Consider the following 14805-nt stretch of genomic DNA (forward strand, 5'->3'; position numbering starts at 1 on the left):
AGGAGTATGTATACAATGATTTTAGTGACTGGTGGTTTAGGCTTTATAGGCTCTCATATTGCTTTGAGCTTTATGGTGCATGGGCAAGAGGTCATTATTGTAGACAATTTATCCAATGCGAACTTACAAACTCTTGAACGATTAGAATTTATTAGTGGCATGTACGTGCCTTTTGTCAAAATTGATATACGAAATACCCCTGCCTTAAACAAAGTTTTTGAGCAGTATTCCATCGATGCGGTAGTGCATGCTGCAAGTTTTAAATCGCTTGAAGAATCTGTACTGAAGCCTTTGGAATACTATAATGACAATGTCAGTTGTATCATGAGTTTACTGCGTGCCATGCAGCGCACAGGTGTACGCACTTTGGTTCATCTTTCCAGTCTTGCGGTCTATGGTGAATCCAGCCTACATTTAGAAGAAGATTTGGAGCTGAATTTCGGCTATCCAAACCCGTATATCAAGTCGCAGCAAATGGTCGAAGAAATTATTCGAGATACAGCAAAAACGGATAATGAATGGAAAATTGCAATTTTAAGAATGGGCAATGTTGCTGGTGCATTTGAAAATGCGATGCTCGGAGAATTGTTTCCGCCTTTACCGAAAAATATTATCCCACTGTTGATGCAAGTCGCTGCAAAACAGCGTGATCATATTGAACTTAGAAAAAGTGCACAAACCACAGATCATACCGTAGAGCGTAGTTTTTTACATATACTCGATGCCTGTGATGCGATTGCTGCTTCGTTACAATGGTTAAGTACTCAACAGTTTGCTTGTGATGCTTTTAATATTGCAGGTCAAAGTGTGTCGATACAGCAGTTGGTTGAAAAAGTTGAAAATGTGACGCAAAGTGATATTGCTACAGTCGATGTGAAGGATTCGAACATCGTGGAATTAGATCAGGTCGCAGCCGAGTGTAGTAAAGCGAAAAACGTTTTACACTGGCAAGCGAAGCGCAGTTTAGAACAAACCCTTGAAGATGGATGGCGTTTCTACCGACAAAGTCTAGATGGTCGTTAATTAATTTAATGATAACAATTATCATTTATATATTTTTGCTTAATCATTAAGATAAGGAAAACAAGCGCAAAATAATCATTTTGCAATTCACTTAAAAAGGAAGAGGTTAAAATGCAAACACGTATTGAACATGACACGATGGGCGAAGTTGAAGTACCGAGTGAAGCACTTTGGGGTGCTCAAACTCAGCGTAGTTTGCAAAACTTTAAAATTGGTAGTGAACGTCTACCACGTCCAATGATTCGTGCCATGGGCTTAGTGAAAAAAGCAGCAGCATTGACCAATGCTGAGCTCAACCAAATTCCACAAGAATTGGCGCAATACATCGTCGGTGCTGCGGATGAAGTGATTGCAGGGCAGTGGGATAGTCAGTTTCCTTTGGTGGTATGGCAAACTGGTTCAGGCACACAAAGCAACATGAACTGTAATGAAGTGATTGCCAATATCGCCAATCAGAAACTTGGCAATCCCTTAGGTGCACAAAAACCTGTACACCCGAACGATCACGTGAACCGTGCTCAGTCGACCAATGACTCCTTCCCAACGGCGATTCATGTCGCAGCAAGTATTCAGATCAATGAATTACTGATTCCTGCGGTGACACAGCTTCGAGATACTTTAGAGGCAAAGTCTCAAGCATTTGCTGACATCGTCAAAATTGGCCGAACTCATTTACAAGATGCGACACCCTTAACCTTAGGCCAAGAATTTAGCGGGTATGTTTCTCAGCTCGATCACGGCTTAAAGCGTTTACAACAAGCACTTTCAGGTTTGTATGAACTACCTTTAGGTGGAACTGCTGTAGGTACAGGGTTGAATGCTCATCCTGATTATGCAGAAAAATCAGCGGAGCAACTGGCACAGTTGACAGGACTGCCTTTTGTGACGGCACCAAATAAATTTGAAGCATTGGCTGGGCGTGATGCAGCAGTGTTTGCCTCAGGTGCATTAAAAACGCTTGCGGTAAGCTTGAACAAAATTGCCAATGACATTCGCTGGTTGGCAAGTGGCCCACGTTGTGGTTTTGGCGAGTTACGTATTCCAGAAAATGAACCAGGCTCAAGTATTATGCCGGGGAAAGTGAATCCGACTCAAAGTGAAGCGATGACCATGGTGGTGGCGCAAGTCTTAGGCAATGACACCACGATTAATGTTGCGGGTGCATCGGGTAACTTTGAACTGAATGTATTCATGCCAGTGATTGCGTTTAATTTGTTGCAGTCGATTCAGCTTTTGGGTGACGCATGTAATAGTTTTAATGATCACTGTGCCGTGGGTATTGAGCCAAACCGTGAAAAAATTGACCACTTCTTACATGACTCATTGATGTTAGTTACGGCTTTAAACCCAGTGATTGGCTATGAAAATGCAGCGAAAGTTGCCAAAACAGCCTATAAAGAAGGGAAAACGTTAAAACAGGTGGCCGTAGAATTGAACTTAGTCACGGCTGAGCAGTTTGATGAAGTAGTACGTCCAGAGCAAATGATTTCACCAAATGTAAAATAGCCCTTGGTCCAGATGCTCAACTAAAGAGCAAATGAACACCAGCGGTTTTTATCTTTGGGCGAAGTCGGTACAATGGTCGACTAAAGATAAACTGCTGATGAGTTACCATGCTTGATATTTATTTGACAGATGTTCAGAAAAACGTGCAATTTAACGATTATCCGGGTGAACATCCTGTTAAATTTGTTTTAAATTTCAAAAAGATTTTCCCAAGTGTTATGGAGTTATTACTTCCTGTTCTACCTGAAAATGAAAATCTTGAAGAAATGACATGGGAATCAACCACGACTGACTTTGAACTTTTCAAACTGTTGTTGAGTGGTTGGGGCGTTATTGAATTACGCTTAAACGCGATCAAACAGTTTAAAGATAAAGATTTTGCCGATGCTCTAGTGAAACGTGCACAACAAAAGCGCAAAGACTTTGCAAAAGCACAGCAACAGTTGAAAACAGTTGAACTCGATTATTTATTTATGCATGAGATTCATGCATTGATCGATGCAGAATTGGTTGAACTGGGTGAAAAGTTCTATTTACCCGTTCTTCGTGACTTATGGAAAAATAAAATTTCCACTCAAGTCTTAGAAGCCAAATTTTAAGTCATTCAAAAATCCTCCAAATGGAGGATTTTTTATATCGATAGCAAAACTATGTATTTGCGAGCACAAGAAAGTATTTAAACTGCATCTAAAGCACTAAATTTTATTATTTGGTCAAATGTTGGAATTAATATTGCTTGATACATTGCGTCATCATTCACAGTATAACCGTAAGGATTTTATAATATGTCAAATCAGTTCATCGACTTAATCACAAAGCGTCGTACCATTTATGCTATTGGTAAAAAGGTCGAGCACAGCCCTGAATTTTTAACTGATTTGATTCAAACTGCCATTAAACAAAGCCCATCATCGTTCAATTCACAGTCATCTCGGGCGGTAATTTTATTTAATACGGAACATGAAAAGTTTTGGACTTTTGTGGCTGAAAAACTGAAGTCTTATGCTAAAGATGAAGAAAGCACGGCTAAAACAACGGCAAAAATGACCAGTTTTTCAGCAGGTGTGGGAACTGTTTTATTAGACCTCTTGCGAAAGTCGTTATTGCAAGTTCATCCGGTTTACCAGTGCAGCGATTAAGTTAATGCGTAAACCGAATCTTTTTCGTCTATTTCGATAGCGTTCACTTAGTATTCTAAATCTTTTCAATTGACTATTAATATGTTCGATTACAACTCGTATTTTTCCAATCATTTTATTGTAATTTTTCTCAGCATCAAATAAGGGTAAATTCTTCTTTTTCTTTATTGGCATCAATAATTTAAAGCCATCTTGCTCTAACCCATAGTACCCTAAATCGGTCATAACATAGTCACAATGTTTGAATTTCTTAACTGTTTTTCTTGCCAATTTAATATCATGCTGACTGCCAAACGATATATCTACTCCTATGATTTGTTTGCTCTTCGGATGATAGATCACTTGGGCTTTTAACGTATGTTTCTTCTTTTTACCACTGTAAAACTTACTCTGATTTTTTTTTCGGGCGTTCTATTGAACATTCTGTCGCATCAATAATTACCCAGTTAAATTGTTCGTCTGCTGTGGTAATGCTTCGTTTTGGCAGGGTAAAACGTCTTGATTTCATTAATGCATCTTCAACCTTTTTAATAGTTCGATTCACATTACTTTCAGCGATATGGTAATTTGCAGCCAATTCCAATTGAGTGCTGTAATTCCGTAAGTAATTGAGTGTTAATAACAATTGATCCTCTATAGCTAAAGTATGAGGACGCCCAGATTTCTTTTTAAGTGATTCTGCTTCTTTTAAAACTTCGACCATTTCACTAAAAACTGGTCGAGGTACGCCAACCAAGCGCTGGAATTCAGAATCTGAAAAACGGTTTAATTTCTGATATTTCATGAAATCTATATTGAGGTAGTTTTTACTTTCGCAAGAGGTCTATTTTTTGAAGATTTAGATGTAATTCAGGACTTACAAGAGCAATTTCCATCTTATGCTGAAAATTTCCCAGTATGGGCAGAGCATTCAACTGCAATAGCGCAGTTTGCAACTTGGACTGCATTACATACCTTAGGTTTAGGTGCATCTTTACAGCATTACAATCCAATTGTAGATGAAGAAGTCCATGCTTAGTGGGATGTGCCTGCAAGTTGGAAACTGCGAGCACAACTGGTCTTTGGTTCAGTTGAGGGCGAAGCTAAAGAAAAAGGCTTTGTGGATGATGCTGTACGCTTTAAAGTCTTCAAATAATTAATGAAAAAGCCACTCTACACGATGGAGCGGCTTTTTTTAGGCTGAGTTTTTACAGATCGGCTACTTCTTCAGTTTGCGGTAGTCACTCGGGCGAATAGGGCGTGTGCCGCGCCATAAACCTTTCTTGTGCTTTTTCGCATGACTTTGTAAAGCATTCATATGTTTCAAATGCTTTTTATCCTTAATATAGTCCTCATAGACCCATGCTGCACCACGTTTGACCATTTCTTCATTCATACTTCTCCGAAAACGATAGATTTCACCTACACAACGACCATAACGGTCAATGTCTGTAATGCGAACACGAACCACTTTCCGATAAACCATTTTTTTGATTAAGCGTTTGGACTCAGGCCCATAGCTTTGAGTGGACTCAGGCGCATCAATATACGCAAAGGGCTTTGTTGCACAAAGATTTGAAATGCAAAGCGCCCCTAATTGAGCCAAATTTAAGGCGTAACTTGGGTAAGTGGTCGACCTAATTCCGTAAATCTGTTAAGGACTGCTACACGTGCATGGATCTCATTCACTTGGCTATCAAAACTCCTTGCACTGAGTTTATCTCCTAATAATTTGATGCAATGCATCTTAGTTTCAACCAAACTTCGCCGATGATAGCCTGACCATTTTTTCCATAGTGTCCTGCCTAAACGTTTAATTGTTCGAAGTAATTCATTTCGCTCTAGCGAGCTACTCTTTGTATCTTTCCATGGTTTCGCATTTTTTCTAGGTGGAATCACCGCATGCGCTTGCCGATCTGCAATGACCTGACGGCATTGCTTGGTGTCATAAGCTCCATCGGTATAAACAGAGTCAATCCGCTCATCTTGTGGAATCTGATTAAGTAAATCACCAAGCACCTGTGAATCACTGACATTATTGGTTGTAAGCTGAACTGCTCGTATTTGTAGGGTTTTAGCATCTATACCAATATGAAGTTTACGCCATTGGCGACGATATTCAGGTCCATGTTTCTTGCGTTTCCATTCGCCCTCACCTAGAAACTTCATGCCTGTAGAGTCCATGAGTAGATGCAGCCCATCGCTACTTTTTTGGTAGCTGATTACAATATCAATATGCTTTTGTCTTCTACAAAGCGTGGTGTAATCTGGAGCTATCCAATTTAATCCGCAAAGTTTAATCAGACTTTGCACAAAGCCAGTGACCATACGTAAAGACAGACGGAATAAGGATTTAATCATTAAGCAGCATTGGATGGCTGCGTCGGAGTAGGTTTGATTTCGCCCTTGTTTGCCTTTTGATGGCGCATACCATTGCGTAGCAGGATCAAACCAAATGGCAATATTTCCGCGACTCATGAGTGCTCGGTTATATGCGGGCCAATTGGTTGTGCGGTAGATTTTGTGTGTAGGCTTCTTCATTTGAAAATTATATCGCTGAAAAACCCTTTACAGATAGGTTTGTGCAACAAAGCCTAACCAATTAAAAGAAAAATATGGGGCATTATTTACTGAACAGTTTGAAATTCAAAACGAAACACAGCGTTTGTATGATGCAGTAAAAGCACTAATACCATCTACAGGAAAAGTTCAAGATCAAATTGCTGCCGCTATGAAAGTTTATTATAGTGCGTATGGAACATTGGCGAGAAGCAAGACAGCCTCTGTCAGTCAAAATGTACGTAAAGATAATAAATTTCGTGAAATATTACCGATCGGCCCATCAGATATGGCAACTGAAATCAGCCGCTTAGAAAAATTACAAAACCTAACAGCACCTAATAAATCTGGTGGAATAAATATTTTTAGAATATTGTCACCTGTTTCAAAAGCATATGAGTTTTTCTTAGACGTAGAAGATTGGGAGTTCGCGAGTTGGCATAAAGAATCAACACCAGAAATTATGAGCTTTTATCAAAACTATATTCATGACTCTAAGTACGGTTTTATGAGTAATGCTGAACCTTTTAGTTATTTCCGTCAAAGAACGGTATATGAGTCCCGTCGTAGTGGAAAGGGCGAAGAGGTAGATCAAAAAACTGCAGAAGATAAAGCAGTATGCGCTGTGGTAAATAGGGAAGTACAACACGAAGAATTTTTTGATGCATTTGAACGAGCTAAACAAGAAGATTTACCGTTAGCTATGTAAAAAAGAATAAACTCTTGGTACGGTCGCTAAGTTCTAAACGGCTTTAATTCCTTATAGGTGCTATTAAGAAATTAACATTTATTCCATATTTTAAGCATCTTAAGATGAGATGCTTATTGTTTACTTTCAAATTGAGTGTTCCTACAAATGGTTATGGTGTATATAACAAAGATACAGAATTAGAAAAAACAAGGAGTAATTTGTAAGACTGGTGCGTTGGTTGTTTAGAGGTTCCAAATGACAGTCAATACAGGAACTAAGTTAGAACTTCGATTTTTTTTAAATTTTATAAAATAGCCTAAGCAAAAATTTTATAAATTTCGCTCCTTAAAAAATGGTGTCTTTTATTTTCCATTAAATTTTTATGCCAATAAATTCCAATATTCATCTGCGGCAGTTTCACAGGAACATCAAAAATATTCAGCAGAGGGGAAACATGCAAATGGCTCAAAATATTTTGAGGAATCGTTAAAATTGCATTGGGATATTGCTCTAGAATTTGTAGCGCAGTGGAATAGTGCTGACAACGCAAAAAAACCTGCCTAGACAGTTGCTTACGATTTAAATGAACATCTTCAACTAAAACACCAGTACGCCGCGAAGATACACCAATATGCGGTGCAGCCAAATACAATTCAGCATTGATTTGCTGGAGCTGAGTACAAGCCACAAACTGGTCTTTGACCAAGCTCTCAAATTGAATTTTATCGCCAAAGTTTTGTTCCAAATCAATCACAAAATCAATTTGTTGAGAAACTAAATCAGCATCTACTGTTTTACGGTCCAGCTTACTACTCATGAACTGAATACTTAGTCCAAGTTTCTGAAAGTGAGCAACTAACTTTGGGAAAACAATTGGTTCGATTTCATCATGAATCGCAATTTTTAGGCTTTGAACCATGTTCGGGTCGAAGCTTTGCTGCTGCATGAAAATACTTTGAATTGCAATTAAAGCATTTTTAATAATTAGGTAATTTTGTTCTGCAAAAGGTGTTGGAAGCATTTGGCTGCCAGAGCGAACAAATAAATCATCCTTTAAATGGCTACGTAGACGCTGCAAAGCATGACTGGCAGCAGACTGCGTAATCGACAAGATTTGAGCTGCTTTTGAAATACTTTTTTGCTCATAAATCGCAATAAAAAGCGGGTATAAATTGATATCGATGCGATGAAAAAGCCCCATATCAATGGGTGATTTACTATGAATATCGTTCATGCTGATCTATAAAATAAAATCATTTTGTTCATATTAGTTTTTAGGTTATGTTGATGTAAAGCGAAAATATCAAAATAGATCGAAGGAAGTAGCCATGTTTGAACTCTCAGCACGTGCTCAAGATTATGTAGAACGTACCAAACAATTTATTCAAAACGAAATTGAGCCGATCGAAACTGACTTTTGGCATGAGGTACATGAACTGAACCAAGGTGGCGACTGGACCAAATGGCAGTGGCCTACACAACTTGAAACACTCAAAGCCAAAGCAAAAGCTGCGGGTTTATGGAATATGTTTTTGCCTTGTCCTGAATTGGGCCAAGGTCTATCGGTTCAAGACTACGCTCATATTGCAGAACTCACAGGTCGTAGTCTCCTTGCGCCGACCGTGTTTAACTGTAATGCTCCTGACACTGGCAACATGGAGGTATTGTGGCGTTATGGCTCTGAAGCTCAAAAGCAAGAGTGGCTTACGCAGCTTTTGGATGGAAAAATTCGCTCTGTTTTCTGTATGACAGAACCAGCTGTTGCTTCATCCGATGCGACCAATATGCAAGCAACAGCCGTGATCGAAGGCGATGAAATTGTGTTAAATGGCCGTAAATGGTGGTCTTCAGGCTTAGGTGACCCCAATGCCAAAATAATTATTTTTATGGCGCATACACCAGATGAAACCAAAGATCGCCACCATCAACACTCGATGGTTTTAGTGCCTGTTGAAACGGCTGGAGTTAAAATTGAACGGATGTTACCAGTCTTTGGTGACTACGATGCACCCCATGGTCACGGTGAAATTAGCTTTAGTAATGTTCGTGTTCCTGTTTCCAACTTTATTGGTGGTGCAGGTCAAGGTTTTGAAATTGCCCAAGGTCGTTTAGGCCCGGGTCGTATTCATCACTGTATGCGCTGCATTGGTGCTGCGGAAAAATCTTTAGAGTTGATGATCGATCGTGGTATGAGTCGTACTGCATTTGGCAAAGAAATTTTAAAATTAGGTGGGAACCTAGAGCGCGTGGCTGATGCACGTGTTGCAATTGATCAAGCACGTTTATTAACCTTGTATGCTGCGTATAAAATGGATACTTTAGGGAATATGGCAGCGTTAACTGAAATCTCTGCCATTAAAGTCGTTGCGCCAAGTGTGCTTGAAAAAGTGGTCGATATGGCGATTCAAATTCACGGCGGAGCAGGTGTGTCGCGTGATACGCCTTTGACAGGTTTCTTCGCTCAAGCACGTTCACTGCGATTGGCTGATGGGCCAGATGAAGTCCATAAAGGCATGATTGCAAAACTAGAACTGGCAAAACGCGGCTATAGTACGCGTCGTAAAAAATAATAGAGGAGAAGATCATCTCTTTAATTCATCGTGTTGAAATAAGAATAGATGATCTTCTAAGTTATAAAGAAAAGATTGATAGTTTGGGAAAAAAGAATGTCAGCGATTGATGTAGGTGGAACAGTTCGGGCGGGTGAAGAACTGGATGCTGTAGCCGTAGAAAACTGGCTCAAAGCACAAGGTGTCGATCTACAAGGGCAGGTTGAAGTCACGCAATACTCAGGCGGTGCATCTAACTGGACGTATAGATTGAAATACGACAATGTCGATCTAATTCTACGCCGCCCACCCAAAGGTACCAAAGCTAAATCTGCACATGACATGGCACGTGAATATCATGTGCAAAAGAATTTAACCTCTTTTTATCCTGTACTTCCCGAAATGGTTGCATTGTGTCAGGACGAATCTGTTCTTGGCTGTGACTTCTACGTGATGAAACGTGTAGAAGGCATTATTCCACGTGCCAATTTACCGAGAGATCTAGATTTTAAAGAAGCCCAAGTTCGTGAGTTGTGTATCAATGTGATTGATAAACTGATCGAACTTCATCAAGTCCCATACCAAGGCACAGAACTTGAGAACCTTGGTAAAGGTGATGGTTACTGTCGTCGTCAAGTGGAAGGTTGGGACGCTCGTTTTGAAAAAGCCAAAACCATTAACGTCCCTTCATTTAAATATGTGCGAAAGTGGCTGAAGGATAATATTCCAGCAGACTCAAAAACCTGCGTAATTCATAACGATTGGCGTTTTGATAATATTATTTTAGATCCGAATCATCCGACACAAATTATTGGTGTCTTGGATTGGGAAATGGCAACGCTTGGTGATCCACTTATGGACTTAGGTTCGGCCTTGGCATATTGGGTTGAAGAGTCGGATAGTGCACTTTTTAAAGCCACACGTCGTCAACCGACAAATCTTAAAGGCATGTTCACACGTAAAGAAGTGGTCGATTATTATTTAGAAAAAACAGGTTTAGAAGTAGAAAATTGGACCTTTTATGAAGTCTTTGGTATTTTCCGTTTAGCCGTGATTGCCCAGCAAATTTATTATCGCTATCACCACAAACAGACCAATAACCCTGCCTTCAAAGATTTTTGGATTTTAATTCATGCTCTCCATATTCGCGCACTTAAATTGATTGGTTTACAGAAAATTGAAGCCAATGAAGTCGCTCAAAAATACATTGTTAAAATGAAGGAAATATTAGGCAAATGACCACTATTTATTTCATTCGCCACGGGCAAGCATCTTTTGGTGCAGAAAGTTATGATCAACTCTCTCCCAATGGTGAACTCCAAGCCAAAATTTTAGGTCAATATTTTGACCAGATCTTAAAAGAAGCACCCGTGGTGGTTTCAGGCTCTATGCAGCGACATCAACAAACGGCATGTATTTCTTTGGCTGAGTGCTTTCCTGAGGTGGATGTTTTGACCAATTCTGCATGGAATGAGTTCAATCATCAGCAAGTCTTTGCTCATTATGAACCACGTTTTAACGAGCCACATTTACTAAAAGCCGATGTGGCTAAAGAGTCGAACCCACGTGCTTATTTGGCCAAGATATTTGAAGGGGCAATTGAACGCTGGACAGGTGGAGACTATCACCATGAATACGATGAATCATGGCCTGAGTTTAAAAGTCGAATTGAAGTCGCTTTACAAGATTTGTGTGATGAACTGGCTCAAAGCAAACCGCGCTATGCTGTGGTGTTTACTTCAGGCGGTGTAATTTCAGTGGTAGCAGGCAAACTCTTAGGTTTAAGTCCAAATAAAACCTTTGCGCTAAATTGGGCTATTGCCAACAGCAGCATGACCACATTACGACTGGTGGGCAATGAACCGCAGCTTTTAAGTCTCAATGAACATCATTTTATTAAAGCCGAAAACTCAAACTTACTGACATGGATCTAAGGACAGGATTAAGACATGGCTAAAACAATTTTAATTACAGGGGCAAGTTCTGGTATTGGTGCAGGTATGGCACGCGAATTTGCACAAAAAGGTTATAACTTGGCAATTTGTGCACGACGCTTAGATCGCCTTGAAAGCCTAAAACAGGAACTTGAGAGCAAGTACGGGATAAAAGTCATTCCTAAAGTTTTAGATGTGACCAATTACGATCAAGTGTTTGAAGTTTTTCGTGCATTTAAACAAGAGTTTGGTCATTTAGACCGTGTAATTGTGAATGCTGGAATTGGAGATGGGCGTCGAATTGGCAAAGGCAGTTTTGCGATTAATAAAGCCACGGTTGAAACCAACTTTATTTCAGCTCTAGCACAGTGTGAAGCTGCAGTCGAAATTTTCCGTGAGCAAAATGCAGGACATTTGGTTGTTATCTCTTCTATGAGTGCAGTCCGCGGTATGCCAAAACATTTGACAGCGTACGGTGCAAGTAAAGCAGGTGTTGCACATTTGGCTGAAGGCATTCGTGCAGAACTGCTCAATACCCCAATTAAAGTTACGACTATTTTTCCTGGATATATTCGTACAGAAATCAATGAGGGTGCAAAACCACTACCTTTTGAAGTCGATGAAAAAACAGGTTCACGACTGTTGGCAGCAGAAATTGAAAAAGCCCCTGTAAAAGCCTATGTTCCTAAATGGCCATGGCTACCACTAGGTTTAGCAATGAAAATTTTACCGCTGAAATTGGTTAATAAACTGGGTTAATGATTGAAATAAAAAGGCTGTAAATCAGCCTTTTTATTTTTAACTATGCGAGTACCTTCTAAACATATGTTGCTATTTCCAAATGATCATTTGAGTGCATTCATGAGTTGGTCATAAAATCGAGGTAGCATTGAAGAAAAAGGTGATCAAGATGTCCACACAATTCGACTTTGTTTCAGTCAGAAAAAAGCCCAATGTTCATTTTGGTGGGCGCTCAATCAGTCATGTCATTCAATGTGAAGATGGTTCACAAAAGACCCTTGGGGTTATTTTGCCTACAGATCAACCGCTGACGTTTGAAACGCATGTTGCGGAGCATATTGAAATTGTTTCAGGTCAATGCCAAGTTAAAATTGGGCTACAGACTGAAATGACTCTGTATTGTGCAGGTGAAAGTTTTGATGTTCCTGCCAACAGCCGCTTTAGTATGATGGCAAGTGAAGTTGTAGATTATATTTGTCACTTAGAAAAATAGCCGAAGACAAAGACTCAAATTGTTAGAATAATATTAAGTCTTATAAGTTATTGATTTAATAGATGTTATGTTATTTACTTTGCAGCAATATTTCTGAAAAATATTTAAGTCTGTGTATCGGTGCAATTCAACGTATACTATTTTCATCTCTCAGTTAGCTTAGACCCAGTCACTGAATATGCGATTAAAAATTTATACGCTGGCTTTGATTCCAGTCATTCTTTTTCAAGGTTATGCCGTCAAAAAAAATACACCAAGATTGGCTGAACCCGAAGGAGAGCGCATTGGACAAAAAGGCGTGGGTAAGTCGCTTTCCTTGCTCATTTTGGGGGATTCAGCAGCAGCGGGCGTCGGTGTAAATGTTCAAGATGATGCCTTATTGGGTTCAATTTTAAAAGAACTGTCATCTGAGTTTAGTATTCAATTTTATTTACACGCAACGACGGGATTCACCACAGATCAGGTCATTCAGTCCATCCAAACGTTTGAGACACAGCATTTTGATGTCATCATTACTTCTGTGGGCGTAAATGACATTACAAAATTCACTTCGCCGCAGGCTTGGATCGCAAAACAGAAGCAGCTTTATCAAATACTCAAACATAAGTTTAGTCCACAATTAACGATTGCATCTGGTGTACCTCCGATGGATCAGTTTCCTGCACTTCCAAACCCACTTGCATGGTTGTTTGGTCAATATGCCAAAGCGATGAACTTAGAATTAGGCCAATTTGTCGCACAGCAAAAACAGATGGAGTGGATAGAGTACGATCTAAAGAAGTTTTTAGCTTTAAACTTAGCTATGGCCAAAGACGGTTTCCACCCCAGCAAAGAAATTTATCAGTATTGGGGTAAACAAGTGGCTGAAAAAATACGCCAATCTTTTTAAAATGCAATAAAGACAAATTTTCTATAGCTTATGACACATTCAGTTGAAATTGAAAAACATCCACTTAAACCGTTCCTCCCAGCTAATGCCAAATTATTGATGCTGGGCAGCTTTCCGCCGCCCAAGACCCGCTGGAAAATGGACTTTTACTATCCAAATTTTCAAAATGATATGTGGAAAATATTTGGCCTGTGTTTTTTCCAAGATAAAAATTATTTTCTCAATATCGAACAGAAGACATTTAAAGAACAACAGATCCGTACATTTTTAAATGAACGGGGCATTGCGATTTTTGATACGGCCTATGAAGTGATTCGCCAAAAAGGCAATGCTTCAGATAAGTTTTTGCACATTATTAACCCAACCAATGTGCAACATTTACTTGAAAAAATGCCCGAATGTCATAGTGTGATGACCACTGGCGATAAAGCTACTGATACGCTCATGCTGTCTATGCCCACAGGTACGTTAAAACCACAAATTGGCATGAAGTCCGAGACACATTTTGCTGGGCGAGATCTGAGGCTTTATCGGATGCCATCTTCTTCTCGTGCCTATCCTTTGGCTTTAGAGAAAAAAGCCGAGGCTTATTACAACTTATTTTCTGAAATAGGCTTACTTTAGGTAACTATTTGGATTATCCACATGACTGAATATTCCAGCCATTCGTAGATGGTTGGTCTGCTTTAGTCTTCGTACTCAACATAGTCCCAGAGATTAAGCCGCGCTTTAATCTGTTTACGTAGTTGTGGCAGCATAGGAAATAATGTTCCATCAATCCATAGGCTGAGTGCACCTGCCGAAAGTGGCTGTTGCGATTCATCGATCAATTGTGCACCTTTCACCAAAACAAAAGTCTCTTCGCTTGCAGCTGTTTCGATCCCTTTAAACTGAACCAAAAGTTCATGGCCTGTATCTTGGATTTGCCACTCCAGTTCAATTTGGATATTTTGATTGGATTTTAAAACGACTTGCCCTTCAACCATGTCATTGTCACTCAAGCAGTCATGTTCAACACGCACTTTACTTAGAAACCATTCTTGTCGAGCAAGATCTTCTAGTGTTTTGTAAGGGGTTAAAATATTACTGAGATTAAACTGACGACTTAAATCAAAAAATTGCATTACTAAACTTTGTAAAGGGGAGATAAAAAAGATGGGCTGCATGTTAAATCAAAGTGTGTACTGAGTAAAACCTTTCAAGCCCTTGAATGAATTTAGGTATCAGAGCCAATTATTCTGTTCGGATTTTATATTCAATGGTGTTTATTAAAAATAGCAATAGATAAAGCATTTTTAAGCT

At 39.5% G+C, this 14805-nt stretch carries 15 protein-coding genes and 3 pseudogenes; 13 read left to right on the forward strand and 5 right to left on the reverse strand.

Features of this window, described 5'->3' with window-relative positions:
* The first annotated feature begins 15 nt into the window (after positions 1-15).
* The 4 genes and pseudogenes from AC4CUX_RS15440 to AC4CUX_RS15455 form a co-directional block, all read left to right on the forward strand.
* Positions 16-1023, forward strand: a complete 1008-nt coding sequence (locus AC4CUX_RS15440; RefSeq protein ID WP_279692152.1) for an NAD-dependent epimerase/dehydratase family protein — start codon at positions 16-18, stop codon at positions 1021-1023.
* A 111-nt stretch (positions 1024-1134) separates the two neighbouring features.
* Positions 1135-2529, forward strand: a complete 1395-nt coding sequence (gene fumC / locus AC4CUX_RS15445; RefSeq protein ID WP_004979849.1) for a class II fumarate hydratase — start codon at positions 1135-1137, stop codon at positions 2527-2529.
* 107 nt (positions 2530-2636) lie between these two features.
* Positions 2637-3128, forward strand: a complete 492-nt coding sequence (locus AC4CUX_RS15450) for a hypothetical protein (RefSeq protein ID WP_010326627.1) — start codon at positions 2637-2639, stop codon at positions 3126-3128.
* A gap of 186 nt (positions 3129-3314) precedes the next feature.
* A pseudogene (locus AC4CUX_RS15455) lies at positions 3315-3653 on the forward strand (nitroreductase family protein); the annotation flags it as partial.
* On the opposite strand, the gene AC4CUX_RS15460 reads toward AC4CUX_RS15455, so the two are convergent.
* A protein-coding gene (locus AC4CUX_RS15460; protein WP_104794718.1) for an IS5 family transposase occupies positions 3630-4452 on the reverse strand; the annotation gives its coding sequence in 2 pieces (ribosomal slippage) (positions 3630-4070 and positions 4072-4452; 822 coding nt in all). The pseudogene AC4CUX_RS15455 and the gene AC4CUX_RS15460 sit on opposite strands and share 24 nt — an antisense overlap.
* 24 nt (positions 4453-4476) lie before the next feature.
* Here AC4CUX_RS15460 and AC4CUX_RS15465 point away from each other — a divergent pair.
* Positions 4477-4803 (forward strand): annotated as a pseudogene (locus AC4CUX_RS15465) (nitroreductase family protein); the annotation flags it as partial.
* 63 nt (positions 4804-4866) lie between these two features.
* Here AC4CUX_RS15465 and AC4CUX_RS15470 read toward each other — a convergent pair.
* Together AC4CUX_RS15470 and AC4CUX_RS15475 are read right to left on the reverse strand one after the other, a co-directional pair.
* A pseudogene (locus AC4CUX_RS15470) lies at positions 4867-5202 on the reverse strand (thermonuclease family protein); the annotation flags it as partial.
* Positions 5203-5255: 53 nt separating this feature from the next.
* Positions 5256-6188, reverse strand: coding sequence for an IS5-like element ISAba12 family transposase (locus AC4CUX_RS15475; RefSeq protein WP_053579251.1), 933 nt, complete (start codon positions 6186-6188; stop codon positions 5256-5258).
* Positions 6189-6312: 124 nt separating this feature from the next.
* Here AC4CUX_RS15475 and AC4CUX_RS15480 point away from each other — a divergent pair, with 124 nt between their 5' ends.
* Entirely contained in the window at positions 6313-6915 is a 603-nt protein-coding gene (locus tag AC4CUX_RS15480; protein ID WP_279692702.1) for a hypothetical protein, read from the forward strand.
* Positions 6916-7213: 298 nt separating this feature from the next.
* On the opposite strand, the gene AC4CUX_RS15485 is transcribed toward AC4CUX_RS15480, so the two are convergent.
* A complete protein-coding gene (locus AC4CUX_RS15485; protein WP_279692698.1) occupies positions 7214-8131 on the reverse strand; it encodes a LysR family transcriptional regulator in 918 nt (305 codons plus the stop codon).
* A gap of 94 nt (positions 8132-8225) precedes the next feature.
* On the opposite strand from AC4CUX_RS15485, the gene AC4CUX_RS15490 reads away from it, so the two are divergent.
* The 7 genes from AC4CUX_RS15490 to AC4CUX_RS15520 all read left to right on the forward strand — a co-directional run bounded on the left by AC4CUX_RS15490 (position 8226) and on the right by AC4CUX_RS15520 (position 14127).
* The gene (locus AC4CUX_RS15490; protein WP_279692696.1) at positions 8226-9467 is read left to right on the forward strand and encodes an acyl-CoA dehydrogenase family protein; all 1242 of its coding nucleotides are present in this window, start codon (positions 8226-8228) and stop codon (positions 9465-9467) included.
* A gap of 96 nt (positions 9468-9563) precedes the next feature.
* Positions 9564-10685, forward strand: coding sequence for a phosphotransferase family protein (locus AC4CUX_RS15495; RefSeq protein WP_279692694.1), 1122 nt, complete (start codon positions 9564-9566; stop codon positions 10683-10685).
* Positions 10682-11380, forward strand: a complete 699-nt coding sequence (locus AC4CUX_RS15500) for a histidine phosphatase family protein (protein ID WP_078425610.1) — start codon at positions 10682-10684, stop codon at positions 11378-11380. The genes AC4CUX_RS15495 and AC4CUX_RS15500 overlap by 4 nt, the downstream gene beginning before the upstream one ends.
* A gap of 15 nt (positions 11381-11395) precedes the next feature.
* Complete coding sequence (locus tag AC4CUX_RS15505) at positions 11396-12139, forward strand: SDR family oxidoreductase (protein WP_005399526.1); 744 nt, start codon at positions 11396-11398, stop codon at positions 12137-12139.
* 151 nt (positions 12140-12290) lie between these two features.
* A complete protein-coding gene (locus tag AC4CUX_RS15510) occupies positions 12291-12614 on the forward strand; it encodes a pyrimidine/purine nucleoside phosphorylase (protein WP_005399525.1) in 324 nt (107 codons plus the stop codon).
* A gap of 178 nt (positions 12615-12792) precedes the next feature.
* Positions 12793-13503 (forward strand): SGNH/GDSL hydrolase family protein, encoded by a 711-nt coding sequence (locus AC4CUX_RS15515; RefSeq protein WP_039889631.1) that lies wholly within the window; start codon positions 12793-12795, stop codon positions 13501-13503.
* Positions 13504-13533: 30 nt separating this feature from the next.
* Positions 13534-14127, forward strand: coding sequence for a uracil-DNA glycosylase family protein (locus tag AC4CUX_RS15520; protein ID WP_005399523.1), 594 nt, complete (start codon positions 13534-13536; stop codon positions 14125-14127).
* 62 nt (positions 14128-14189) lie between these two features.
* On the opposite strand, the gene AC4CUX_RS15525 is transcribed toward AC4CUX_RS15520, so the two are convergent.
* Positions 14190-14627 carry a hypothetical protein gene (locus AC4CUX_RS15525; protein ID WP_279692932.1) on the reverse strand — a complete coding sequence of 146 codons (438 nt, stop codon included), beginning with the start codon at positions 14625-14627 and terminating at the stop codon, positions 14190-14192.
* Positions 14628-14805: the final 178 nt, after the last annotated feature.

Source organism: Acinetobacter sp. 231_lipA (genome assembly GCF_058243005.1).

What these genes read in the sequence shown, in the direction of transcription:
- AC4CUX_RS15490 (WP_279692696.1), top strand. Translation starts at nt 8,226, where the DNA reads ATGTTTGAACTCTCAGCACGTGCTCAAGATTATGTAGAACGTACCAAA.
- AC4CUX_RS15505 (WP_005399526.1), top strand. Translation starts at nt 11,396, where the DNA reads ATGGCTAAAACAATTTTAATTACAGGGGCAAGTTCTGGTATTGGTGCA.
- AC4CUX_RS15510 (WP_005399525.1), top strand. Translation starts at nt 12,291, where the DNA reads ATGTCCACACAATTCGACTTTGTTTCAGTCAGAAAAAAGCCCAATGTT.
- AC4CUX_RS15525 (WP_279692932.1), bottom strand. Translation starts at nt 14,627, where the DNA reads ATGCAATTTTTTGATTTAAGTCGTCAGTTTAATCTCAGTAATATTTTA.
- AC4CUX_RS15520 (WP_005399523.1), top strand. Translation starts at nt 13,534, where the DNA reads ATGACACATTCAGTTGAAATTGAAAAACATCCACTTAAACCGTTCCTC.
- AC4CUX_RS15485 (WP_279692698.1), bottom strand. Translation starts at nt 8,131, where the DNA reads ATGAACGATATTCATAGTAAATCACCCATTGATATGGGGCTTTTTCAT.
- AC4CUX_RS15450 (WP_010326627.1), top strand. Translation starts at nt 2,637, where the DNA reads ATGCTTGATATTTATTTGACAGATGTTCAGAAAAACGTGCAATTTAAC.
- AC4CUX_RS15475 (WP_053579251.1), bottom strand. Translation starts at nt 6,188, where the DNA reads ATGAAGAAGCCTACACACAAAATCTACCGCACAACCAATTGGCCCGCA.
- AC4CUX_RS15515 (WP_039889631.1), top strand. Translation starts at nt 12,793, where the DNA reads ATGCGATTAAAAATTTATACGCTGGCTTTGATTCCAGTCATTCTTTTT.
- AC4CUX_RS15440 (WP_279692152.1), top strand. Translation starts at nt 16, where the DNA reads ATGATTTTAGTGACTGGTGGTTTAGGCTTTATAGGCTCTCATATTGCT.
- AC4CUX_RS15500 (WP_078425610.1), top strand. Translation starts at nt 10,682, where the DNA reads ATGACCACTATTTATTTCATTCGCCACGGGCAAGCATCTTTTGGTGCA.
- fumC (WP_004979849.1), top strand. Translation starts at nt 1,135, where the DNA reads ATGCAAACACGTATTGAACATGACACGATGGGCGAAGTTGAAGTACCG.
- AC4CUX_RS15495 (WP_279692694.1), top strand. Translation starts at nt 9,564, where the DNA reads ATGTCAGCGATTGATGTAGGTGGAACAGTTCGGGCGGGTGAAGAACTG.